At 55.7% G+C, this 22951-nt stretch carries 18 protein-coding genes; 8 read left to right on the forward strand and 10 right to left on the reverse strand.

Going from position 1 to position 22951, the window contains the following annotated elements; genetic code table 11:
• On the forward strand, positions 1-342 hold a 342-nt coding region (locus ABYP39_RS01285), incomplete at its 5' end, for a carboxymuconolactone decarboxylase family protein (RefSeq protein ID WP_372780827.1).
• Between the two features lie 50 nt (positions 343-392).
• On the opposite strand, the gene folE is transcribed toward ABYP39_RS01285, so the two are convergent.
• Positions 393-1073, reverse strand: coding sequence for a GTP cyclohydrolase I FolE (gene folE / locus ABYP39_RS01290; RefSeq protein ID WP_372780828.1), 681 nt, complete (start codon positions 1071-1073; stop codon positions 393-395).
• Positions 1074-1178: 105 nt separating this feature from the next.
• Here folE and ABYP39_RS01295 point away from each other — a divergent pair, with 105 nt between their 5' ends.
• The gene (locus tag ABYP39_RS01295; RefSeq protein WP_372749120.1) at positions 1179-2213 is read left to right on the forward strand and encodes a 1-acyl-sn-glycerol-3-phosphate acyltransferase; all 1035 of its coding nucleotides are present in this window, start codon (positions 1179-1181) and stop codon (positions 2211-2213) included.
• Here the strand turns inward: ABYP39_RS01295 and ABYP39_RS01300 are convergent.
• From ABYP39_RS01300 to ABYP39_RS01325, 6 genes are all read right to left on the reverse strand, one after another.
• Positions 2166-3248 carry an EAL domain-containing protein gene (locus ABYP39_RS01300; protein ID WP_372780829.1) on the reverse strand — a complete coding sequence of 361 codons (1083 nt, stop codon included), beginning with the start codon at positions 3246-3248 and terminating at the stop codon, positions 2166-2168. The two genes, ABYP39_RS01295 and ABYP39_RS01300, sit on opposite strands and share 48 nt — an antisense overlap.
• Before the next feature lie 91 nt (positions 3249-3339).
• Positions 3340-5928 (reverse strand): TonB-dependent receptor, encoded by a 2589-nt coding sequence (locus tag ABYP39_RS01305; RefSeq protein WP_372763704.1) that lies wholly within the window; start codon positions 5926-5928, stop codon positions 3340-3342.
• A gap of 124 nt (positions 5929-6052) precedes the next feature.
• On the reverse strand, positions 6053-6448 hold the full coding sequence (locus tag ABYP39_RS01310; protein ID WP_372780830.1) for a hypothetical protein: 396 nt from the start codon (positions 6446-6448) through the stop codon (positions 6053-6055).
• The gene (locus tag ABYP39_RS01315) at positions 6448-6876 is read right to left on the reverse strand and encodes a DUF2784 domain-containing protein (RefSeq protein ID WP_372749460.1); all 429 of its coding nucleotides are present in this window, start codon (positions 6874-6876) and stop codon (positions 6448-6450) included. Before ABYP39_RS01315 ends, ABYP39_RS01310 begins: the two co-directional genes overlap by 1 nt.
• A gap of 50 nt (positions 6877-6926) precedes the next feature.
• Positions 6927-7478: a lipocalin family protein gene (locus tag ABYP39_RS01320; RefSeq protein ID WP_372780831.1), complete on the reverse strand. Its 552-nt coding sequence runs from the start codon at positions 7476-7478 to the stop codon at positions 6927-6929.
• Between the two features lie 58 nt (positions 7479-7536).
• Positions 7537-8676, reverse strand: a complete 1140-nt coding sequence (locus ABYP39_RS01325; RefSeq protein ID WP_372749462.1) for a zinc-binding dehydrogenase — start codon at positions 8674-8676, stop codon at positions 7537-7539.
• A 409-nt stretch (positions 8677-9085) separates the two neighbouring features.
• Here ABYP39_RS01325 and ABYP39_RS01330 point away from each other — a divergent pair, with 409 nt between their 5' ends.
• On the forward strand, positions 9086-11392 hold the full coding sequence (locus ABYP39_RS01330) for a TonB-dependent receptor (RefSeq protein WP_372780832.1): 2307 nt from the start codon (positions 9086-9088) through the stop codon (positions 11390-11392).
• A 22-nt stretch (positions 11393-11414) separates the two neighbouring features.
• On the opposite strand, the gene ABYP39_RS01335 is transcribed toward ABYP39_RS01330, so the two are convergent.
• Positions 11415-12674, reverse strand: coding sequence for an NADH:flavin oxidoreductase/NADH oxidase family protein (locus tag ABYP39_RS01335; protein WP_372780833.1), 1260 nt, complete (start codon positions 12672-12674; stop codon positions 11415-11417).
• A gap of 183 nt (positions 12675-12857) precedes the next feature.
• On the opposite strand from ABYP39_RS01335, the gene ABYP39_RS01340 reads away from it, so the two are divergent.
• From ABYP39_RS01340 to ABYP39_RS01360, 5 genes are all read left to right on the forward strand, one after another.
• Positions 12858-14039: a DUF1214 domain-containing protein gene (locus ABYP39_RS01340; RefSeq protein ID WP_372780834.1), complete on the forward strand. Its 1182-nt coding sequence runs from the start codon at positions 12858-12860 to the stop codon at positions 14037-14039.
• Positions 14040-14275: 236 nt separating this feature from the next.
• Positions 14276-16495 (forward strand): catalase/peroxidase HPI, encoded by a 2220-nt coding sequence (gene katG / locus ABYP39_RS01345; RefSeq protein WP_372759118.1) that lies wholly within the window; start codon positions 14276-14278, stop codon positions 16493-16495.
• Between the two features lie 561 nt (positions 16496-17056).
• On the forward strand, positions 17057-17437 hold the full coding sequence (locus ABYP39_RS01350; protein WP_372780835.1) for a hypothetical protein: 381 nt from the start codon (positions 17057-17059) through the stop codon (positions 17435-17437).
• A gap of 102 nt (positions 17438-17539) precedes the next feature.
• Positions 17540-18304: an SAF domain-containing protein gene (locus ABYP39_RS01355; RefSeq protein WP_372780836.1), complete on the forward strand. Its 765-nt coding sequence runs from the start codon at positions 17540-17542 to the stop codon at positions 18302-18304.
• Positions 18305-18583: 279 nt separating this feature from the next.
• The gene (locus ABYP39_RS01360) at positions 18584-21559 is read left to right on the forward strand and encodes an ATP-binding protein (protein WP_372780837.1); all 2976 of its coding nucleotides are present in this window, start codon (positions 18584-18586) and stop codon (positions 21557-21559) included.
• A gap of 60 nt (positions 21560-21619) precedes the next feature.
• On the opposite strand, the gene ABYP39_RS01365 is transcribed toward ABYP39_RS01360, so the two are convergent.
• Positions 21620-22114: a TIGR00645 family protein gene (locus ABYP39_RS01365; RefSeq protein ID WP_372750118.1), complete on the reverse strand. Its 495-nt coding sequence runs from the start codon at positions 22112-22114 to the stop codon at positions 21620-21622.
• Between the two features lie 118 nt (positions 22115-22232).
• Positions 22233-22919, reverse strand: a complete 687-nt coding sequence (locus tag ABYP39_RS01370; RefSeq protein WP_372780838.1) for a hemolysin III family protein — start codon at positions 22917-22919, stop codon at positions 22233-22235.
• Positions 22920-22951: the final 32 nt, after the last annotated feature.

The raw sequence follows: 22951 nt of genomic DNA on the forward strand, positions 1-22951 counted from the left end.
GCCCGCAAAACCAATTGTGTATTCTGCAAGAACGTCAGGTTTTCGCAGGCCAAGGCTGAGGGTCTAGACGAAACGCAGGTCGAACAGATTCGCGATGGCTATGAGGACAGCGATCTTTCCTCGCGGCAAAAGCTGATTCTGAGTTACACCGACACGTTTCTGATCGCGCCCAACGAGATCGATGACGCGTTACAGAATGCGATGAAGGGCGAGTTTAGCGATGAGGAAATCGTCGAATTGACTGCAGCCCTGGCGCTGTTTATGGGCTTTTCCAAAATCGCGGTTTCACTCGGTGGCATGCCCGACTCGCTGCCCACCTTTGAAATGCCCACGCCGGACTAGTTTGGAGCTAAGTTTGGACTAAGTTCCGCCCCGCTTGTATGGCGCGGCTCTCACGCCATAAATGCTGCACGCAAGGACGGTTGTTCCCTGAAGACGCCACCCATGGCCGTCGTTTGCGTCGTAGAGGTAGCATCCTGAACGCCTCGGGCCTTTACGCAATAGTGTGCAGCATTGATGCTGACGGCAACGTCCGGTGTTTCAAGCAGAGTCTGCAGGGCGACAAGTAGTTGTCGAGTCAAGCGTTCCTGTACTTGCGGGCGCTGCGCAAAGAATTGTACCAGTCGATTGATTTTGGATAGACCAATAACCGATTGCCGCGGAATGTACGCCACATTGGCAAAGCCATCGATCGTAATAAAATGATGCTCACAGGTACTAGTCAGGCTGATGTCGCTAACCTTGACCATTTCGTCTACCCCCATTTTGTTTTCAATCGCCGCAATCTTCGGAAAGTTGTGGTAGTCCAACCCTGAAAAAATCTCGTACACATACATCTTGGCAATGCGGTGGGGTGTTTCACTGAGACTGTCATCACTCAGATCTAGACCAAGGGTCTGCGCGACAGTGGTCATAGCGGCGCGAATACGCTGGTACTTCTGGTCGGGCGTGAGATGAGTATCGGCGACGGGTGTTTCCAAACCGGCCTCAATTAATGCCCTTCTGACGGCTTTGGCTTCGTTGGAAAGATTGGGCTGGTCAAACCATTGGGGTTGGCTATTGGTGGCTTCCATGGGATATTTTACTCGAGTCAGTCTATGGTCTGTTACGTGGTGGCAGGGGTAGTGGATCAGCCCGAAGGATGAGCGTTGGAACGCGAACACACAGGACAGTAAACCGTGCATTTTTTGTTGAAACACACTCTATTGCGGCGTTTCTTCTCCATATCATTGGTGGGGCTAGTTTCGTTGCTGCTACTGGTGAGCCTTCCGGTCTGGTTGCCGCTGAGTCTGCTTGTTGGGCTGCTGGTTTCCGGCTGGCAGTCCGCCACCCGCTGCCTTTGTTTCATTACAGTGTTCGCGGTGTGTGAATGTCTGGGGGTGCTGGCCGCAGGAGCAATCTGGCTTCAGCGCCCTTTTCTTTCCCACGACGAATATCTTGCGGCCAATCGACGCTTGCAGACCTGGTGGGCAAGTACTCTGAAGGGCGCTGCAGAAAGGTTGTTTCGATTGCACTTCGAGGCAGATGAGATGGCAGCGCTCGATGGACCGGCCGCCATCGTATTGCCGCGTCACACCAGTATTGGTGACACCGTGCTGCCATTGGTATTTTATGCAGCCCAACGCAACTTTGCGGTGCGGTATGTACTCAAACGCGAGCTGTTGCTTGATCCGTGCCTGGATATTGTTGGCAATCGCCTGCCCAATGTTTTTCTTGATCGAGCCTCCGACGAAATGACATTGGAGCTCGATGCGCTGCAATCTCTGGCCAACAGCGCTGGCGAGCGCGACGCGCTGATCATTTATATGGAAGGTACACGTTTTTCCTCGCGTAAACTTGATCGCATTGTGAGCAGGTTGGAATCATCGGATAGTGAGCTCGCCGCTGGCTGGGAGACTGTATTGCCCCCTCGAATGGGAGGCGCGCTGGCGTTGATTGAGGGAGCGCCTGAGAAAGACCTGCTTTTTTTTGCACACACCGGTTTTGAAGGGGCGGGCTCGTTCGCGGCGCTGTTTAATGGCAGTTGGCTAGATGGCCGCGTACGCTTGTGTTTTTGGCGTATAAAAGCGGCGGATATTCCGCGTGATATTCAGGCGCGTCGCGCGATGTTGTTGGCGCAGTGGCGTCATATGGATAAGGTCGTGCAAGGCTTGGCAGCGGGTTTATCAGTGGGTGATGGGCTCTGGCCGGCCGAAGTGAAAACCCTGCAGTAAATCGACGCCGATCTCCTTGCATAATGTGGCGACGTCTTCAGTCTCAACTCCTTCAGCGAGGGTTTGAATTCCCATTTGTTTTACCATGGTGTTGAGTGAGTTCAGCAGCTGGTATTTTGGTGAGTCGGCGCTGGTTAAGCCAGCGACCAGGCTGATATCAAATTTGAGAATATCCGGTGGTACCTCGGCAAGCTCAAGTAGGCGGGCCTGTCCGGAGCCAAAATCGTCGTAGGCAAGGCGGATATTCATGGCGCTCAGCGCGCTTTTCATTTCTGCCATGAGGGTGAGGTCGGTAACGGCAGTCTCGTGTACCTCAAATACCAGATCCAGCGTGGGGTGTAGTTTGCGCAGCCGCTCCATCTCTCGCAGTAGCCGTTCAGGTTGCTGACATTCCTTGGGATGTGAATTAAAGAACAGCGGGGTGGATGCGCCGGCTGCTTCTGCTTCTGCGAAGCCTTTCTGGCGCAAGAGCTCGCTTAGTTCAATCTCCAAATCCAATGCTTGGGCGAGCTGGAACATTTCATAGGGGCTGCTGCCTATTGCGGGGTGAGTGCCTCGGCCAAGCAGTTCATGGCCATAGGTTTCGCCTGTCGTGCGAATAATTACCTGCTGAAACCCACAGACCAACCCCGCCTGAAGCATTTCTGTGAATTCGCGTATCTGGGTGGGAAAATGATTGGGCAGGGTGGTGTCGCCGACCATGGTCTGGCTGCCGAAGTCCTCTTCGGCTTCTTCTGCGGTGAGCGCGAGAAATTCCTGGCTGGCGAAATGCAGCACGTCGCCGTTTTGAATCAGCGTCGGGTGTTGTATACGCTCACGATTTACAAACGTACCGTTGGTGCTGCCAAGATCCAGCAGCACAATGTCGTCTCCGTGCTGCTCAAACTGTGCATGTTTTCGAGAGGCCTGGGAACTGTTCAATACCACAGCACAGCCCGGCAGGCGTCCGACAACCGCAGGGAATTCCAACAGCTCTATGCGACGGGGCTTGCCGCCGCGCTCCGGATAACTTTCAAGAAGAAACAATAAACTCAAAGGCTTACCTTGTGGTTAGGCTGTTGAGAATAAGCGCTGATGAGTCATTGTAGACCAAAAGATAGGGGCAGCCTAACTGCCGGGGCGCGCCTTAAAACTGTCGCCTCACATCAATCCCCAGCATGCGCGGCTCCCCCCAGCTTTCGTTAAAGGTGCCCGATGAGTCGGCCACTGCGACAACACCAATACGGTAGCGTTTATCGGCGAGGTTTTTTGCCCACAACGACACCGTAAGATCACCGTCGGGGTTCATCCAGGTGAAGCGCGCATCGAGCAGGGTAAAGGCGGGCTGTCCGGCCAGTTCTGTGGATTGCTCAAAGGCACGGTAGGAGCCGGGGTCAAAACCGTAGAAAATATCGCTCTTGTAGCTAGCGTCCAGTCGCGCGGTGAGTAAGCCGAAGCTGGTGCTCCACTGGTATTGGGCGCCGATGGCCGCTGATTTTTCCGGTGATACCGGGAAGGTTTCATGTGTTCGATCTACATAGACTTCACGGCCAGACAGTGCAGCCGCCAGATCGAGCTCGGTGTATTCGGTATAACGATACTCATTGGCACTGAAGCTGGCGTTGATCTGCAGCTCCGGGCTGGGCAGCCACAGCAGCTCCATTTCCACACCGCTAATTTCAGATTCACCGGCATTGCCAAACACTACCACTACATTCTGGGCTGAATCCGCGCCCACGGCGATGAGCTGCTGGTCGGTGTAGTCCATAAAGTAGACGGCGCCATTGAGACGCACGCTGCGGTCAAAGGCATCGAGTTTAAAACCGATTTCGTGATTGGTCACGACCTCCGGTTCTACCCGCTGCAGCCCATCGACACCGCGCGGCTCAAAGAATCCCGATTTAAAGCCGCGGCTCCAGGTAGCGTACAGCATGGTGCTGTCTACAAAGCTGTCATTCAGCCAGGCCTCCGGTAAGTGATAGGACAGGGAGACCATGGGTGTGCTCTGGCTGAAGCTTTCATCGCGTTCATCAAAGCGGCGGCTGTCGTGGTTGATGGGGTAATCCAGTAGGGCGTCGCCGTCGGCATCCGGGAACAGGGCAGCAGCTATGCTGACGGGGTCATCCAGCCAGCGCAGCGGCCCCAAATAGGGGAAGAAATCTGCCGCGCCAGGACCAAATACGCCGACATTATTGGGTGCGCCAAACAAGCCTGTGCCGGTCATTCGATTAGCGATGGCTTCCATGTCGGCTTCGGTGGTGGCCAGCTTTGAGTGGCGCTGTTCATTGGTGTAGCGGTATCCGAGCGTCAGCTCAATCTGGGATGTCAGATCGTAGGACACCTGGGCAAACAGGGCGGTGGTGGTGTTTTCCAGTTCAAAATCCGAAATCACCAGCGGTGAGCCGATAAAGCCGATCAGCGGAACTGTACCGCCGGGTGCTGGCCGAGTGGGGGGTGTTCCGGCGGCTAATTCGCCCAGGGTCTGGCTGTCGAGGCCGCGGAACACATTGGATACGGTAAAGTTCTCGCTGTTGGTTTCGCGCATGGCAAAGGCGCCAAGGGTATAGCGCAGCGATTGATCGGCATTGCTGCCGTTGAGCTGAAATTCCAGGCTATAGGAGCTTCGGTCGCTGTCGTCGGTGTTGATATAGCTGCTCCACAGCGCCGGGCCGCCGTCGGGGTCGCTGGCCTGTATCGGCCCTTCGGTTTCACTGCGCAGACCAAGTACGGTTTTTAGCTGCAGGGTTTCCGACAGCTCCCAGCTGGCGGTCGCGGCGAGCAAGGCGGTATCCAGATCCTTGTCGAGGCGCGGATTGGGCCCCTGATCTGCCTTCAGGTCGCCCAGTCGTTCGCGGGAATTGGCTTTGCAGTTCTCTTCAAAGGCAGTGAGATTGGCCGGGTCGGTATCGCCGGGGTGAACTACCCAAAGCCCCTGATAGTAGAGCGAATCCTTGGTGGGTATCTGGCAGTTTATGCCCGCTAGATTCTCGCGAATCTTGCCGAGAAAGGTCTGGGTATCGAGGCTGAAACTTGCGGAGGGTTCCCAGCGCGTCTGAAACAGTAGCGCCTGTCGGTCATTGCTCGGGTTGCCGCGATTGCCCTGGGAAATATTTTCGAAGTAGCCCTCGTCCTTGGTGATGTGTACAGCGGTGCGGGTAAAAAAGGTGTCACTGACGGGAATGTTGATGCCTGCCTTGAAGCGTCGATGTCGGTAGCTTCCCAGCCCCATTTCCACATAGGCCTCGTCGCTGTCATCGGGCTTGCGCAGGCTGACAACCATGGCGCCGCCGGTGGTATTTTTGCCAAACAGGGTGCCCTGTGGGCCACGTAAAACCTGAATGCTGGCGATGTCTACGGTGTCGAGCAACTGGCCATCGGAGCGTGGCAGGAAGAGATCGTCCAGATAGACGCCAACCGTCGGATCAACGCGAGCAAAGCCAGTGCGTTCGCCGATGCCGCGAATATAGATTTGGTTGGCCTGCCCCTTTCGGATTTCGAGGCTGGGCACGCTTTTGGTCAGTTCCTGAGTGTTGGCAATGCCGCGTTCGCGCAGGTCTTCACCGCTGATGGCACTCACGGCGATGGGGATATCCTGCATGCTTTCGCTGCGTTTGCGGGCGGTCACTAGTACTTCTTCGAGCACGCCGCTGGCGGCGATGGCGTCTGTTGTCGCAAAGGCGGCAAGCAGGCTGAGTGTCAGAAGGTTCTTGTCCGTGCGACGATAACGAAAAGGCATCGTGGTACTCCTGCGCTGCTCGGGCTGCATTGCCCGAATCGTTTTTATGCAAACCTATAGTAGATGTGCTGGCGCAGGGATGGGTGAAAATTGCGTAACCTTGTTTTGCCTTGGTACCGGCTTTTTATAAGGCTTTGGGCTCTCGGGTAGACCACCAGATGCAATAAAGAAGAAAGACCTGGACCAGCAGCCGGATACTGAGGAAGGCCTCAGACGTATCGGGAAACAGCTGCGGGTTGAGCCACATATGAACGTTTACCGGCGTTACCACCAGTGTGAGCACAAACAGGCCGTTGCCCGCCCAGCGGCGATAGCGTGGGATGAGCAGGCCGAAGGCACCGAGCAGCTCAAAAACACCGCTGATATACACGGCCGGATAATGCCAGGGCAGATAGTCCGGCATGATGTTGGCGAAAAAATCGGCGGCAAAGAAATGGCCGAGACCGCCGGCGAAGAACCATAAAAAAACAAAAATCAACGCGGCTGCTTGCAGTCGGTTTGGCGGCAGGTTCAGAGTCATTAGGTGTGCTCTTTATCAGAAGTATTAGCATTAAATGGTCGAGGCGGTAGCCACCGCCAGCTGGCCAGGGTGACGCCGCCAACCAGAGTGTACAGCGCGATAAATACCCATGGCGGCGCGCGATAATACAACAGGGATTCCAGCCAGTGACCAACGAAACTGCCGGCGTAGACTGCCTCGCCCGCTTGATCCCGCAGTGCGATTTCCCAGTGCGTCAGTGGACACAGCATGCCGAGCCAGGCCTGAGCCGCCACTACGCCGATGGCGAGCAGATGCAGATAGCGGAACCAAGGGTTGCGCAGCCACGGCCAGCGCCAGATAGCGCCAAGCACGAGTGCAATAACGCCACCGCTGATAAACAGCACCACGAGGGTGTGAATCAGCAGAAGTGCGTCAGCCGCCAGTGCATAGCCCTGTTCCACAGTCATAGTGGTTTAACGCTCCCACGTTCGAAGGCTGTGGTCAATCTGTTAACGGCTTAGCGCGCTGGCCGCGGTTGAGTTTCGGGCCACCGCTGGGGCTGGCGGACAAAGTCGTCCAGCGAATAGCCCATTGCGGCAATGCGCTGCAGCATGGCCTGCCATTGGTTGTCGTCAATGGTTGGTTGGCGAGCCATCAGCCACACATAGTCGCGTGCCTGGCGGGCAATGATGGTCAGCGAATAATCGGCATCCACGTAGGCTATGCGGTAGTCGGCTTTGAAGGGCCAGAGAAACTGCATTTTCCACTCACTGTTTCCAGTACCCGGTACCACGCTGGCGCTGGGGCGAAAGGTCTTCAGCGGCCCGTCGGGGCTGCCTTTGCGGAAACGGTAGACGGTGACGATGCGGCCGTCCTCGTCGAGGCTGTAATGTTCTATGCCGTTTACCGCGTCGCGTTCCGGTGGCAGGGGAATAAAACCCAGAACATACCAGGCGCCCATGAAACGCGGCAGATCCACGTTCGGTGGAGTTGGAAGGGGCGGTTTGGGCGTGCCAGCCGAGCAGCCCAGCAGGGCTAAACAGGCGGCAAGTAAGAAAAAATGTCGCACAGACACCTCAAGTTTGCATTGGCTTAAGGGACTGTACGACATAGCGGCGATTTTGGAGCTACAGCGACGGGTTGATCAGGTATTTTTTGCCCGTTGCTTGCTGACTGTAACCGGCGACGATGTCTGCTTTGAGAGCGTCGGTCAGCGAAATCTCGTCGCTGTAGTGGCTGGCAAAGGTGGTGGTCAGTTCGTCGGCTACCCGCTTTTGTAATTCGAGCGTGCGCTCTGGCCCTACTTTTTGTAGGAAAGGTGTCAGCAGCCATGCATTGATGCCCCAGCTGAAACCGAAGTTCCGGCTGATTACCGTAGGCGACAGGTCAAGGCTGCCGTAGATATAGAGCTGTTTAAAGGTGTTCGAACCATAGGGGCCGGGCAGCTCCGTGTCTTTCAGGGCCGCTTTTTCCATGCAGGTGAGAATGCGGCTGCCGAGCTCGCCACCGCCGGTCGCGTCAAACGCCACGTAGGCGCCAGTGGCTTCAATGGCGGCAGTGAGCTGCTGCGAAAAATCTGCGTCGCTGGAGTTGCACACATATTTGGCGCCCTGGCTTTTGAGTAGCTCAGCCTGCTCGGGTTTGCGCACAATATTGATCAGCTCGACGCCGTCTTTCAGGCAGAGACGGTTTAGCATCTGTCCCAGGTTGGAAGCGGCCGCCGTGTGGATGATCGCCTTGAAACCTTCCCGGCGCATGGTTTCCACCATGCCGAGTGCTGTTAGGGGGTTCACGAAACTGGACGCGCCTTCGCGTGCGCTGGTGCCTTCGTTCAGCGGCAGACACTGCATGACGTTGACCTTGCGATACTGGCAGTAGAGCGCGCCATCCATGACGGCTACGGTTTTACCCAGCAGGGCTTGGGCGGCCTTGCCAGAGCCGGCTTTGACTACGGTGCCGGCGCCTTCGTTACCGGCGGCCAGCGGTTTGCCAATACGCGGTTTTACTCGGCTTTCAAGGCCGGGACGCAGTTTGGCACGATACTCAGTGGCTGCGCCGCTGCCGGTGGTTTCCCCGGTGCTCACATCAGCTGGCGAAATCAGGGTGGCCTGATCGGACGGATTAATCGGAGTGGCTTCGATGCGCACGACCACCTCGTCCTCGCCCGGCTCGGGTACGGGTGCTTCTTTGAGCAGCAGTTTCAGGTATCCGTCGTCGGTTACCAGTGAGCGCAGTTGCAGGCCGGTTTTTGGTGTGTCGTTGGTCATTCCCTAAATCCTCAAAGCAAACAATCCTCTAGCCTAGCACCTGTGGCAGCTGTGTGCGTCAAAGACTGCGCAGAAGTGCGGTCGCTAGTTGTGCAAAATTGCAGGGGGGCGCCTTACTCAAATAGCAAGAAATCCGGCAGAGCCTGCGGTTACGCTGATTAGGGAAAATAGCAGCGCGCAATGCGCTGAAGTATTCATCCGGTGAAGTGGCAATATGACGACAAAAAATATACTCACGCTGGCCGGATCAGGCCGCTGGCGGCAGATTGCCCGTCATGAGATTCGAACCGTTTCTTTACCAGTGCTATATTCAATAGCTTAGACCTCACCATAAATACAATCAGACGAGGCTTTAGTGTTGATCAATAAACAATCACCTGCTCTCCTGTGCGCCGTTTTAGCGGCTGTCTTGCCATTTTCTGCCGCCAGCGAGGCGGAACCCCGCGTTATTGAAGAGGTGCTGGTTACCGCCAACAAGCGGGTGGAAAGTGCCCAGGATGTACCGCTATCGATCTCGGTGATTGGTGGCGACTTTGTACGCGAATCGGGAATTAGTGATGTAGGCGAAATTACCCGCTATATCCCTAATGTGAATTTCGATGCATCGCTGGCGCTTTATACCACGGTAACCATTCGCGGTTTTGGTACGCCACCGCTGGGGATCGGCTTTGAGCCTTCCATTGGTCTGGTAATTGATGACGTGCCGTTCGGTCGTTCTACGTTTACTCAGGATGCGGTGTTTGATCTCGAACGACTGGAGGTACTGCGCGGGTCTCAGGGCACGCTGTTTGGGAAGAACACATTGGGTGGGGTATTCAACTTTCACACGGCGGCGCCTACGGTTGAGCCCGAAGCCTACGTCAGTTACTCGCGTAAGGAAGATATTACTAACGATGCCGTTGAGCTGGCTATTTCCGGGCCATTGCTGGGCGACACCGTGCTGGGCCGTCTCGCCTACCGCTACAGTAATGGCGATACGCTGGAATACAACAGCACCCGCAATGAGCAACAAACCCAGCGCGATGAGGGGCTGAGAGCCAAGCTGCACTGGGATATCTCCGACACCTTGGCCACCAAGCTCAACCTGTTGCGAGCTCGATCACGCACCAAGGGTTATACCCAATCCCTGTATATTGCCAGTGAACGCAGTCTGCGGGTGTTTCGTGAATATGATCCCGAGACTGAAGCTGACCCCTACGATCAGAATACATCCACCGACGGCCTGACCTTGTCGGACCGTGAAACAGATGCCGCTTCGATCCAGACCATCTGGCAAACACCGGCCTTCTTTGGGCTCGATGCCACCCAGCTCACCACGATACTGGCCTGGTCGCAGGTGAAAACACCCTATGCGCTGGATGTGGATTACTCGCCGGTCAATCTGGTGGTGTTCAATGGCCCGCCGCGCGGCAACCCCTACTCCCAGCGGTCGATCGAATTTCGCTTTGATGCCAGTGCCCCTTCCATGTTCGGGCTGGGTGATGGCGTGGATTTTGTGGTCGGACTGTTTGGTCAGCGCTCCAAGGTGAATGTGTTTCAGGATATCGATGTGGACCTGAACGGCCTGGTGGCCTTTGGCCGGGCGGGCGCCATTGTGCAGAATCAGCAGGCGCCCTTTGATCCGGTTCTGTTTGGTCTGCCGGTTGATACCACGGGGCTGATAATCGCCGGCGAGCGCGAGCGGTTTATCGCCGGTACCTCGGCACAAACCACCTCCTATGCACTGTTTTCCCAGCTTAACTGGGGGCTGACCGAACGGCTGAATCTAACGCTGGGGTTGCGCTATGGTGAAGATGAATCCACTGGCGCTTCATTTTCTGCGGTGGCAGAAGGCAATAGCCTGTCGGCCGGGTCGCTGCAGCAGGAATCTTTCAGCAACGCCGATCTGGAGCGCAAGGAAACCAACGTGTCGCCGAAAGTGGCTATCAACTATGAAGTGGTTCCAGACATCAATCTATATGCCAATGCAGTGAAAGGCTTTAAGGCTGGTGGCTTTGACTTTGCGCCGCTCAACCCGAACAACTTGGAATATGCGGCGGAATCGGCAGTCACCTACGAGGTGGGCTTCAAGTCGCGCCTGTTGCAGGGTTCGCTGGTACTGAATGCGGCGATTTTTGATTCCGAGGTGGAAGACCTGCAGATTCGTACTTTTAATGGAGTGACACTGGTAACAGACAACGCTCCGGAATCCGTGAGTCGTGGCGCCGAGCTGGATTTCTTCTGGTTGCCACCGTTGCAGGGGCTGAGCCTGTCGGGCAGTGTCGGCTATCTGGACGCGACGTATGAGCACTTTCCCGATGGGCCGCCCGTGTTCACGTCGGGTCAGGATGATGGGCAGGATCTGGCGGGTAAGCCCCTGCCTTATGCCTCCCAATGGAATGCGACATTGTCGCCGCGTTATGAGTTCGGGTTGTTCGGTATTGACGAATTGCGTGCCAGCGTCCGCCTGAATATCAGTTATGACAACGGCCGTTATCTCGATTCGGATATTGACCCCAATACCTGGCAGCCCGGGGTCACCCGGGTTGATGCCGGTTTAGGCCTTAGATCGGAAACCCAGGGTTGGTCAGTGTCGCTGCACGCCAAAAACCTGACGCAGGAAAAAGACGCGCTGCTGATTCTAGATCAGCCGTTATTGCCCGGGAACTACACTATGACGCCGTATCCGAATCACACCACTTACCTGTTAAGTGTGCGCTGGGATATCGGCGGCTAAGGGGGTCGCCGTACCCCCGCGTTCAAACGTTAAAGGCGCGGTTTTTTACGAATGCCATTTCCGCGCGGCGGTGCCGCGCAAATATTCGCAGCAGGTTTTTATCGCCGGTATCCGGCTGGCGATGGTTGGCCAGATCCACAATATGGCGGTAATACCACTGGGTTGCGGCGCCGAAGTTCAGCGCCCGGATTTGTCGGTTTGAACTGGTGGGACCGAGCCAGCCCGGCCCCAAGCGCAAGCGTTTTTCCCAAGGTGTGAAAGTAAAGTCTTCGCCGTTGAGCAGTTCGTGCACATTGGGTTGTGTGCACAGCGGGCGCCCCAGTCCAATTACATCAAGCGCGTTGTCTGCCAGTGCCGCGTGCATCGTATTGCTGCTGCGAAAGCCACCGGTTACCGCCAATGGCAGCGAGGTGGCGCTGCGAATCTCCTTGGCATAACTGAGAAAGTAGGCTTCTCTAGCTTGGGACGCCGATGCGGCGGGTGTATCGCCCATCAATGCCAGTTGCTCATAGGTGCCGCCAGAAATTTCCAACAAGTCGATGCCGGTCTGTTCGAGCCAGCGGGCGACCTGTGTGCTTTCATCCAGCGAAAAGCCGCCTTGGGAAAAATCCGCGCTATTCAGTTTTACCGAGATCGGGAAATCCGTGCCCACGACGTCGCGGGTGCGCCGTACCGCCTCCAGTAAAAAACGGGCGCGATTTTCCAGGTTACCGCCCCAGGCATCACTGCGCCGGTTGGCAATGGGCGAGAGGAATTGACTGATGAGGTAGCCGTGGGCAGCGTGAATTTGAACCCCGGTAAATCCGGTCTGCTTTGCGACGCCCGCGACGTGGGCATAGCGGCTGAGCGTGTTGTCGATATCGTCCGCTGTCATGGCGCGCGGCTGGCCAAACAACCCGGCGAGTTTAAGTTTTACCTCGGATGGGGCCAGTGGCCGAGCGGCCACCAGTTTCTGGCATTGTCGGCCGGGGTGGTTTATCTGCATCCACAAATGATTGCCGGCCTCGGTGCCAGCTTTTGCCCAGTTGCGCAGTGCGTCCAGCCCGCCGTTGTTATCAATCACCACGTTGCCCGGACGCTCCAGAAAGCGTCGGTCTACCATAACGTTGCCCGTGACCAAGGTGCCTGTGCCGCCTCTACTCCAGCAGCGATAGAGGGTGTTGTGTTGTTCGGTGGCCCGGTCGTGTGCATCGGCGAGCCCTTCGGTCATCGCGGATTTAAGTAAGCGGTTGGGCAGTATGGCACCGCAGGGCAGGGTGAGCGGTGTATTCAGTATTGTCATCCAGTTTGCCTTGCCTGTTATCGTTATTAAGTAAACCTGCTGCACGGAAGCTATTGCAGGACGCTAACGTAGTGGAGCTAAGGTAGGGAAGGTAGCGGCCCACGGTGTCTGAATCAACGGTAATCCGCCGTCCGTGTTCGCACCGCTATAGTCAGTTAATCTAACACGGAAGGTGAGAATGACATGGCGCGACTTTTCGGTGGGTTGGTTGTTTTGTTGCTGCTGGCAGCAAGCTATTTTTATGGTCTCACTCACGGTAGCGTGACAGTGGAAGCGCCGCCAGCGGCATGGGCGGAGAGCGAGCCCGCTGCACAGGCATGGCAGCAGCATATGGTCAGTCTGGAGGCCGCTGCGGCTCGGGTTATGGCGATAGCGCCGGATACCCGCGAACGCGAGGCGGGGTTGGCGTATCTCGCGCAATTATCGTCGGCGGCGTTGGAAATGAAAGTGGCCAAGGGCGATCCGGCCTATCCGGGCTTTACCGACTGGATGGCGGACTACCGCAAGTTTCTGGGCGACAGCCCTGATGCGGTTTACCACACCGCTGAAATTGATGCCCGTTATCAGTATGAAGTGACGGGCAATCGAGGTGATGCTGCCTACCTGGGGTTTATGCTCTACGGCACCGCCGCCAATGGCTGGAATCGGCCGGCGGGCAATCTGTCCACCCAATCCCTGACAGTTGATGCCAAGGGCAATTTTCGAGTGCTGTTGAGCACCGAGCGCCCCACAGATTACCGCGGCGATTGGCTGCAGCTGGACGATGATATTCATATGCTGATGGTGCGGCAGTACTACCATCGACGAGATAGGGCTCGGCTTGCCCGTTTGGCCATTCGCAACCTGAGTGCAGTGGGCAGAGAGCCCTTGCCGCTGGCCAAGCGTCTGCATGCAGCCACGACTTTTTTTAATGAAACCCTCAATGGCAATATCGCACTGATGGCCATGCTGCAGGCTTCGCCCAACAGCTTTGAGCCGCCAACCTCTTATAACCAGTCCTTTGGCGGCGTATTTTATCCCACCCACGACAATACCTATTTTGGCACGTGGTTTAGCCTTAACGACGATGAAGCGATGGTGGTTGAGGGCGTGGCGCCGGAGGTGGACTACTGGTCAATCTCTATACAGAACCGCTGGATGCAGTCGCTGGATTACCAGGCGGCTCCGCACACCAGCCTTAATAATCGAGATATTGAAATCGACGAAGATGGTCGCTATCGGGTGATTGTCTCTCGCGAAGCCTTGGCGAACGCAAGCTGGCTCGATACCAACGGTTACAACCATGGATTGCTATCGATTCGCTATCAGCTGGCCGAAGGGGCTCAGCCGCCGCGTCTTAAAATCGTAAAACGCGACCAACTCTAGCTTGTGTTTGAGTGCATCGCGGGGCTGTTTGGGCTCGTTTTCGGTCACATGATTTATGATCGAAAAAAGCTATCATATCGTTCAATAAATACTATTTTCCCTATGGGTTAATTGGGTCTATAACTAATAAGACGTATACGGCCTGCCGTCGCACCCCCGTGCGTGTCACGGCCCACCCCATCCATTGCTTCGGAATGCCCGTAGAAGTGGATCTTGTCACCATAAGGAGAACAACCATGATCAAGCCCGCGATACCCTCATTGACAGCGCTGGCCATCGCTTTGTCGCTGTCCATGCCGGCGGCCGCTGGCAAGGGTGGCCCCACCAACGAGTTCTGGTGGCCGGATAAGCTCGATTTGCAGCCCCTGCGACAGCACGATGCGCAATCCAATCCGCTGGGTGAGGATTTCAATTACGCTGAAGAATTCAAGAAACTGGATCTGGCCGCCCTTAAGAAAGACCTTGAGGCGCTAATGACCGATTCTCAGGATTGGTGGCCCGCGGACTACGGCCACTATGGTCCCTTCTTTATCCGCATGGCCTGGCACAGTGCCGGCACCTACCGTGTATTTGACGGGCGCGGCGGTGCCGGTGGTGGCCAGCAACGCTTTGAGCCGCTGAACAGTTGGCCCGACAACGTCAATCTCGATCGCGCCCGCCGTCTACTGTGGCCGATCAAGCAGAAATATGGCAACCAGATTTCTTGGGCCGATCTAATGGTGCTGACCGGCAACGTTGCCTTGGAATCCATGGGCTTTAAAACCTACGGCTTTGCGGGCGGTCGCGAAGACGACTGGGAGCCGGATCACGTGTACTGGGGTGCCGAGAAGAAGTGGCTGGCGGGTGACAAGCGCTACCACGGCGACCGCAAACTGGAAAAGCCACTGGCGGCTGTGCAGATGGGTTTGATCTATGTGAACCCCGAGGGCCCCAATGGCAAACCAGATCCTCTAGCCGCAGCCAAAGATATTCGAGAAACCTTTGGTCGTATGGCGATGAATGACGAAGAAACCGTCGCCTTGATCGCCGGCGGGCACACCTTTGGTAAAGCGCATGGTGCCCACAAACCCGAGGAGTGTGTCGGCGCGGACCCGGCCGCCGCACCTATTGAACAACAGGGGATTGGCTGGAAGAACACGTGTGGCAAAGGCAATGCGGAAGATACCATTACCAGTGGCCTGGAGGGCGCCTGGACGGTGAGCCCCACACAGTGGACCACGCAGTACCTGGATAACCTGTTCAACTTTGAATGGGAGCAGACTCGCAGCCCGGCGGGCGCCATCCAATGGGTGCCGAAGAATGGTCAGGCGGCCAATCTGGTGCCGGATGCCCATGTGGAAGGCAAACGCCATGCGCCCATTATGTTCACCACGGATTTGTCGCTGAAAATGGATCCCGCCTACCGCGAAGTGTCGAAACGCTTCCGGGAGAATCCGGAGGAGTTTGAAAAAGCCTTTGCTCGCGCTTGGTTCAAATTGACCCATCGCGATATGGGCCCCAAGGCCCGCTATATTGCGGGTGATCTGCCGGCCGAAGATTTGCTCTGGCAGGATCCGATACCGAGCGCGGACCACAAGCTGATTGGCTCCGGCGATATCAAAAAGCTCAAGTCCAAGATTCTGGATTCCGGGTTGACCGTGCCCGAACTGGTGCGCACCGCTTGGGCGTCGGCGGCAACTTATCGAGGAACCGATATGCGTGGTGGTGCCAACGGTGCGCGGTTGGCGCTGGAGCCGCAGAAAAACTGGGCTGTTAACAACCCGGCTGAAGTGGCGAAGGTACTGTCTACGCTGCAGTCCATCCGCAAGGACTTCAATGAATCCCAGTGGTTTAATACAAAAGTGTCGCTGGCTGACATGATAGTTCTGGGTGGCGCCGCTGCGATAGAAAAGGCGGCGAAAGACGCCGGTCACGACATTGTGGTGCCATTCACACCGGGTCGTGCGGATGCGACGCAGGCGCAGACGGATGTGGCCTCCTTTGCGGTGCTGGAGCCCAAGGCTGACGGCTTTCGTAACTACTACACCCGAGAAAGCCGCTACACGCCTACCGAGGCTTTGGTGGATCGCGCCAGCCTGCTGGAGCTGACTGTGCCGGAAATGACTGTCCTGGTGGGGGGGCTGCGCGCGCTGAATGCCAACAGTGGCGGCGCCCAACACGGTGTCTTCACCAAACGTCCGGGCGCCCTGAGCAACGACTTCTTTGTCAATTTGCTATCGCTGGATACCCAGTGGAGCAAGGCGAAGCAGCAAAAGGGTATCTATGAAGGACGCAACCGCAAAACCGGTGAGCTGCAATGGACAGCGACGCCAGTGGATTTGATCTTTGGTTCCAACTCGGAGCTTCGGGCGGTGGCTGAGGTCTACGCGATGAATGGTTCAGGCAAGCGCTTTGTGCAGGACTTTGTCGATGCCTGGGTCAAAGTAATGACCCTGGATCGGTTTGACCTGAGGTAAACCGAACTTTTCCTTCCCAGTGAAAGGGGGCTTCTCAGGAAGCCCCCTTTTTTTATGGTTCTTCTTTTATGGCTCTTCGTAAATCCATGTGTAGGCAGGCTTTAATTTAGGGGCTCTACACCCTTTCCCAGCGGGTAGAGGGTGCTCGCGGGCGAGCGCTACCTAGCGAATGTTAGCGCCCTCGGTGTTCCCTCGAAGTAGCGATCAGCCTTTTTGTGCCAGCTTTTTATGGATCGATTCGCAAAATGCGAATTGATTTTGGAGTGGTATTTGCAAAATGCGAATTCTGGCCTTGTCGTGCCAGTCTGCCAGGGGCCCTCAGTCAGCTGTAGGCACGCTGTGATCATCCGTAACCAAATGATTTATAACAACTTATAAAAATAATTCTAAAAGTTGGCAAGGTTGGTACGCGCTCTGCAATAACCCTGTCATAGAGCAACACAAGGCCAACAGGCACAGCTCTTTAACCGGGTGACCGCGCCACTGAAGAGGGGGCAACGAATCCCAAACCTTAAACTGAAAAATTTTGAAAACCCAAACTCAACACACGAGGAAATACCCATGAAAGCGAACGTATCTAACTTGAAAGGCAAAAAGCAGCGCGGTTTCATCATGACCACTGAGCTGGTTCTGTTGGTTACCACCATGGTGGTTGGCATGATCGTTGGTCTGGTGACCATGCGCGATGCGGTCAACGCCGAAATGGAAGATGTGGCTGAAGCGATCGGTTCACTGGATCAAAGCTACGCCTTCGACGGTATCCGCAACGTACAGGGCACTGCTGAATTTGCCGGTTCTGGCTTTGTTGACGCGACTGACACCAACGCAGGTGATGGCGTGACCTTCACTTACGTAGCCACTGACTTCCTGGAATCTGAAGCTGCTGTAGGCCCGACTCCGTCAGCCGGCGCAGCGAGCTCTTCAGGCACAGGCACCCGTTAATCCAACCCCGTTGAGTTTGGGTACCCAGGGAGGGGTATTCAAACTCGAAATCAACAGTAAAACCTAAAACAAAAGAAACTGAGTAAGACCCGGAGGTAAGACATGAAACGCAAATTGAAAGGCAGTGCCACAGGATCGATAGTCCTGTTTCTTGCGTCCAGCATGCTTGCTTCAGTATTAGGCATACGCCAGATAGACCGCATGGGTTCCGAGACCGCCTGGGTCGCCTCATCGGATCTGAAGATTGGCGAAATTATCACCCCCAAATTTCTTGAGCAGCGCAAAGTCAAAACTGACGGCGTTGTTCTGGCAGAGCCGCGCGCTCTGATTGGCAAGCGCCTGACCGTAGAAAAGAAGGCAGGCGAGCCCTTTAACGACCGTGACGTGGTGGCCTTGAAACGCCCGTCGCTGGCCGAGGTGGTTCCGGCGGGCCGGGTACTGTACACCCTGGCACCCGACCCACAGAGTATTCCCGTTTCCCAACTGCGCGGTGGCGACCGTCTGGATGTGCTGGTGACCAGCGCAGCTGGCGTTCGCACGGTAGCCCGCGATGTTCGCCTGGTCGGCGTGATGCGCCCCTCGGGTGCCGCAGGCGCGGCCGGTGGTAAAGGCGTGATGAGCTTGCTGCCACAGAAAACCCCAGCCTCTAGCGGTGGCGGCAACATTACCTCTCTGGTTGTAGCCGTCTATCCTGAAAGCGTTTACCCTTTGGCAAGTATTCACACGTCGGAGCGTGTTTCGCTGGTGTTGCATGGTGCCCGCGATTTAGCCCGCGGCGAACCACTGGCAGTGCAGCCCGTCGCCACCCACCGCGAAATCGAAATGGTGCAGGGGCTGTCGCGCTCTACCGTACGGGTCAGGATTTAACCTGTAACTTCAGTCCGCCACGAGCACTGGTGGTCAATGCAATGACTGTTCGTGGAGCCGCGTGGTCGGAGCAAGGGTTTGGTAGAAAACAAGCCGCCTGCTGCCGACAGTCTGCAAAAGACTGCGATTTTTACCCGAACTTGCGACGTGCTTTGGTTGTGCCGGTGGGGGCCAACCTTTACTTGCTCCAGCCCCCTGACTCTGTCTATGCTTATCAGCCACACCGCGCTGTTTTGCAGGGTCTGCCTGCTGCGTTAGTGTGGATTTAAGGGAGCGACCATGCAAGCGGCCACACCAACGCAGAACGAACAGCAGCGACTCGACGCGCTTTACCGGCTGGGCATTCTTGATACCCCCAGCGAAGAGCGCTTTGACCGCATCACGCGTCTTGCGCAGCATCTGTTTGCGGTACCGATTGCGCTTATCAGCCTGGTCGACGACCAGCGCCAGTGGTTCAAATCGCGGCAGGGACTCAGCGCCTGCGAGACGGGGCGCGATGTGTCGTTCTGTGGTCACGCTATCAAGAGTGAAGAGTTATTCATCGTGGAAGACGCGTTGGCCGATGAGCGTTTCCACGATAACCCGCTGGTGGTGGGCGAGCCGCATGTCCGCTTTTACGCAGGCTGTCCATTGAAGACACCGGGTGGTGAACTGATTGGCACCCTGTGCCTTATCGATACCCGCCCGCGCAGTATGTCACCTCGTGACTGTGATAGCCTGCGCGATCTGGCGTCGCAGGTTGAAACCGAGCTGAACGTTGCCTCGGTAAAGTCCGGCTATTTTCTGGTTGACCGTTTCCCTGCGCTTATCTCCAGCCCACTGGCATCCGCCCTGATCGCCACCATGCTTTTTGCTTTTATGGTGTGGGGTGTTGCCCAGTACGACCGGCAGCAGTTAGAGACGCTTCGAGCAGAAGACGAAAAGGCCATTATCAGCCAATTGTCATTGGTGCGGGGTAATCTGGAATCGGCACTTAATGCCAAGCTGGCTCTGGTTAACGGGCCAAGCGGAATGGTTCATGCTAACAGCAGCATCGACCAGAAAACCTTTGAGCGCTTTGCGCATCAGGTCGGCAGTAACGTTACCGGGGTTAAAAGCTTGCAGTTGGCCCCCGGCGGGGTGGTGACTTACGTCTGGCCGTACGAGGAAAACAAGGCAGCGGTCGGTCACAATCTGCTGGCTGATGCCCGCCGGGCTGAAGCGGCACGGCTGGCTATAGAGAATCGAACAGCCTGGATTGCAGGCCCCTTGCAATTGATACAGGGCGGCACGGCACTAATCGCTCGGCAGCCGATCTTCCTCGCAGATCAGACGACTGGCGAAGAAGCGTTTTGGGGATTCTCTACTCTATTGCTCGATCTGGATGTGCTTTATGCGGAGGCCGGTTTAAACAGCGTTGGCGAGAACGTGGTCTTTGCGATTAGGGGCAAGGATTCGAAAGGCTCGCTCGGTGAAATGTTTTATGGCAGCTCCGGCTTTAATTGGGAGCAGGCGCTTACAGCAAACGTGGCCTTGCTTAAAGGTTCCTGGGAAATTGGCGCGCTGCCGCGCGGCGGCTGGGCCTCGTACTATGAAAAGCGCCAACAACAGTTTGTTGGACTGGGGTTTGCTGCGCTTCTGTTGGCTTGCCTGTTGTATTTTCTACTGCGTATCCCCCATAACCTGCGCAAGATGATTCGTTCTGCAACCACTGCGCTGGAGCACAGTGAAACTCGCTTTCGCGATGCGATTGAAGCGGCGCCCTCAGGTTTTGTGGTATTCGACCAGTACGGTTTGTTGGCGCTCAGTAATCAGAACTTCAGCAAACTGTATCGCGGTGCATCGTCGGCCATCAGCGCCGGAACGCATTATCGCACCTTTGTGGAAGAAACCATGAGGGCGGGTATATATCAGGTGGAGCCCGAGAAAACTCAAGAACTTGAACAGGCACTGTTGAGCCTTCTCGAAGAGGAAGATTGCAGCCTCAATATTGAATTGGCTAACGGTCAGTGGCTGAACATCCTTTACCAGCGGATGCGCGATGGTGGATGGGTGGGTTTTCATCGCGACATTACCGAGCTGCGTGAAAACCAGTCGCAGCTGATGTTTGAAAAGACCCGGGCAGAGGAAGCCAACAAGGCAAAATCTGATTTTCTGGCAACCGTCAGTCACGAAGTCAGAACGCCGCTCAATGGTGTTCTTGGTATGCTCGGGCTGTTACAGGAAAGCCCAGGTTTGTCTGAGGAACAGGGTCACTACGTGCGTACGGCCTACCAATCCGCCGAGCACTTACTCAGCATTCTCAACGAAATTCTCGATATCAGTAAAATTGAAGCGGGCAAACTGGAGCTTGAACCCGAAATCTTCAATGTGGCGGAAATGCTGTCGGCGACGGCGGAGTTACTGTCTGGCAATGTAAAAGAAAAAGGGCTGGGCTTTACCTTGAATTGCGATGCCCGACTGCAGTCGCTGTCGGTATCTGCGGATCAGGGGCGACTGCGGCAGGTGCTGCTGAACCTGCTGTCAAACGCGATTAAATTCACCAGCGAAGGCATGGTGACCATGAATGCTGAGCCGCTGGGTCTGGACGACAAAAGTGTCGACCTGCAGATACAGGTAAAAGATACCGGCATTGGTTTTTCTGAGGTCGATATAGGAAAGTTGTTTGAACCTTTCACCCAGCTTCACGCCAGTGCTGATCGGCAGTACAGTGGCTCTGGTATCGGTTTGGCTATCTGCCGTCGTATTATCGAAGCGATGGGAGGAACACTTACCGCGCAAAGTGAGCCAGGTAAAGGTGCCTGCTTTACGCTCAGGCTTACGTTGAAGCTGGCCCATGCGCCGCAAGCCAGTCGTGAATCCATTGCGAGCGAAGCACCTCCCCTGCCAAAAGACACTGGATCCACTGTGCGCTTGCTGATGGCTGAAGACGGTGAAACCAATCGCATTGTGATACAGGCCATGCTGAAAGACAGTGGCTACCAGATTGATGTTGCGCACGATGGGCAGGAAGCAGTCGATGCGGTTGCCAGCTTTCCCTACGATGTGATTCTCATGGATGTGTATATGCCGAATATGGATGGTCTCGAAGCGACCCGGCATATTCGCGCGAGCGAACGCGGCAAAGATATTCCCATCATTGCACTCACTGCTAATGCGATGGATGGTGACCGTGAAAAGTTTATGGAAGCAGGGATGAACGATTATCTGCCCAAGCCGGTAAAGAAGACCGACCTTCTGGCAGCACTTGCGCTCTATACGCTTGCTGAAAGCTGAGCTGGCAGGCGATAAAACGGTAATCGTCTGCTAGGCTAGCTCAGCTTCAAGCGTTGCAATTTAATGCGTGTTGCGGGTGATTTTGTCCAGATAGCCCATCGCAAATGCAGATGCTACAAAAGTGAGGTGGATAATCACATACCATTTCAGGTAGCTGGTATCGATGTTTTCGGTATTCACGAATACCTTGAGCAGGTGGATTGATGATATCGCCACAATCGATGCTGCCACTTTGTTTTTCAGGGTGCCTGAATCGACTTTGCCCAGCCAGCTCAACTTTTCCTTGCCTTCGCTGATATCCAGCTGCGAAACAAAGTTCTCGTAGCCACTGAACATCACCATGACCAGCAATCCGCCCACCAGAGCCATATCCACCAGTGACAGCACCAGTAGCACCAGATCGGCTTCTTTCATTTCGAAAATCAGCGGCAGGTAATGAAAAATTTCCTGAAAAAACTTCAGGCCGAGCATAAACAGGGCGAGGCTCAGGCCGATATAGATGGGCGCCAGAATCCAGCGGGTACCATACATCAGGTTTTCAACAAAACGTTCCAAATCACCCTCCGAGGTGTCACAGAAAAAAGCAGGCCGAATTATACATTGGTCGTGGCAGAATTGTGTGATCCCGCCTGTGTGGGTGTGCTTGTGAATTCCGAGGCCGGCGCCCAGTCGTTCAGTGAGCGGCTGGGCTGAAATGCAACACGCCAGCGTACACCGCAAAAAAATGGCAGATACTGCCGCCCAGTACAAAAAGATGCCAGATCGCGTGATTAAAGGGGATGGCCTTGGCCAGATAGAACACCACACCAAGGGTATAAACAATGCCACCGCCGATGATCAGGTTCAGCGCTGTTGCTGGCAGCGAGGCACCCAACGGTGAGGCGATCAACAGCGCCAGCCAGCCCATGATCAGGTAGATGATAACCCGCAGTGCTTTTAGCCGGTGACCCAGCGTCAGTTTGAGAATGATGCCAGCCAACGCCAGACCCCAGATAACCGCAAATACGGTCCAGCCGGTGCCGTTGCGCAGATTGACTAGCAGGAACGGTGTGTAAGTGCCTGCAATCAGAAGGTAGATAGCGCAGTGATCTAGCATTTTGAAGGTGCGTTTCAAAGTCGGACTGCGAAACCCGTGGTACAGGGTGGAGCTCAGGTACAGTAGCGTGAGGCTGGCGCCAAAAATACTGAAGCTGACCAGCTTCCAGATATCGCCTTCCGGCAGTGCAAGCACCAGCAGAATAATCGTGCCGGCGACACTTAATACCGCACCCAGGCCGTGACTGAGGCTGTTTGCCAGGTCTTCGACGGGGCTGTATTCAGCAGCACTAGGTTTATTGGCGGTGAAAGAAGTTTGCGTCATGGCGCTATTGTGGCCACAGATGCATGAAACTT

Source organism: Litorivivens sp., from assembly GCF_041625495.1.
In the GTDB taxonomy this organism is placed as follows: domain Bacteria; phylum Pseudomonadota; class Gammaproteobacteria; order Pseudomonadales; family Spongiibacteraceae; genus Litorivivens.

Excerpts from the sequence above, each read along its gene's own strand:
- ABYP39_RS01360 (WP_372780837.1), top strand. The coding sequence starts at position 18,584 with ATGCAAGCGGCCACACCAACGCAGAACGAACAGCAGCGACTCGACGCG.
- ABYP39_RS01340 (WP_372780834.1), top strand. The coding sequence starts at position 12,858 with ATGGCGCGACTTTTCGGTGGGTTGGTTGTTTTGTTGCTGCTGGCAGCA.
- folE (WP_372780828.1), bottom strand. The coding sequence starts at position 1,073 with ATGGAAGCCACCAATAGCCAACCCCAATGGTTTGACCAGCCCAATCTT.
- ABYP39_RS01350 (WP_372780835.1), top strand. The coding sequence starts at position 17,057 with ATGAAAGCGAACGTATCTAACTTGAAAGGCAAAAAGCAGCGCGGTTTC.
- ABYP39_RS01315 (WP_372749460.1), bottom strand. The coding sequence starts at position 6,876 with ATGACTGTGGAACAGGGCTATGCACTGGCGGCTGACGCACTTCTGCTG.
- ABYP39_RS01325 (WP_372749462.1), bottom strand. The coding sequence starts at position 8,676 with ATGACCAACGACACACCAAAAACCGGCCTGCAACTGCGCTCACTGGTA.
- ABYP39_RS01310 (WP_372780830.1), bottom strand. The coding sequence starts at position 6,448 with ATGACTCTGAACCTGCCGCCAAACCGACTGCAAGCAGCCGCGTTGATT.
- ABYP39_RS01370 (WP_372780838.1), bottom strand. The coding sequence starts at position 22,919 with ATGACGCAAACTTCTTTCACCGCCAATAAACCTAGTGCTGCTGAATAC.
- ABYP39_RS01335 (WP_372780833.1), bottom strand. The coding sequence starts at position 12,674 with ATGACAATACTGAATACACCGCTCACCCTGCCCTGCGGTGCCATACTG.
- katG (WP_372759118.1), top strand. The coding sequence starts at position 14,276 with ATGATCAAGCCCGCGATACCCTCATTGACAGCGCTGGCCATCGCTTTG.
- ABYP39_RS01355 (WP_372780836.1), top strand. The coding sequence starts at position 17,540 with ATGAAACGCAAATTGAAAGGCAGTGCCACAGGATCGATAGTCCTGTTT.
- ABYP39_RS01305 (WP_372763704.1), bottom strand. The coding sequence starts at position 5,928 with ATGCCTTTTCGTTATCGTCGCACGGACAAGAACCTTCTGACACTCAGC.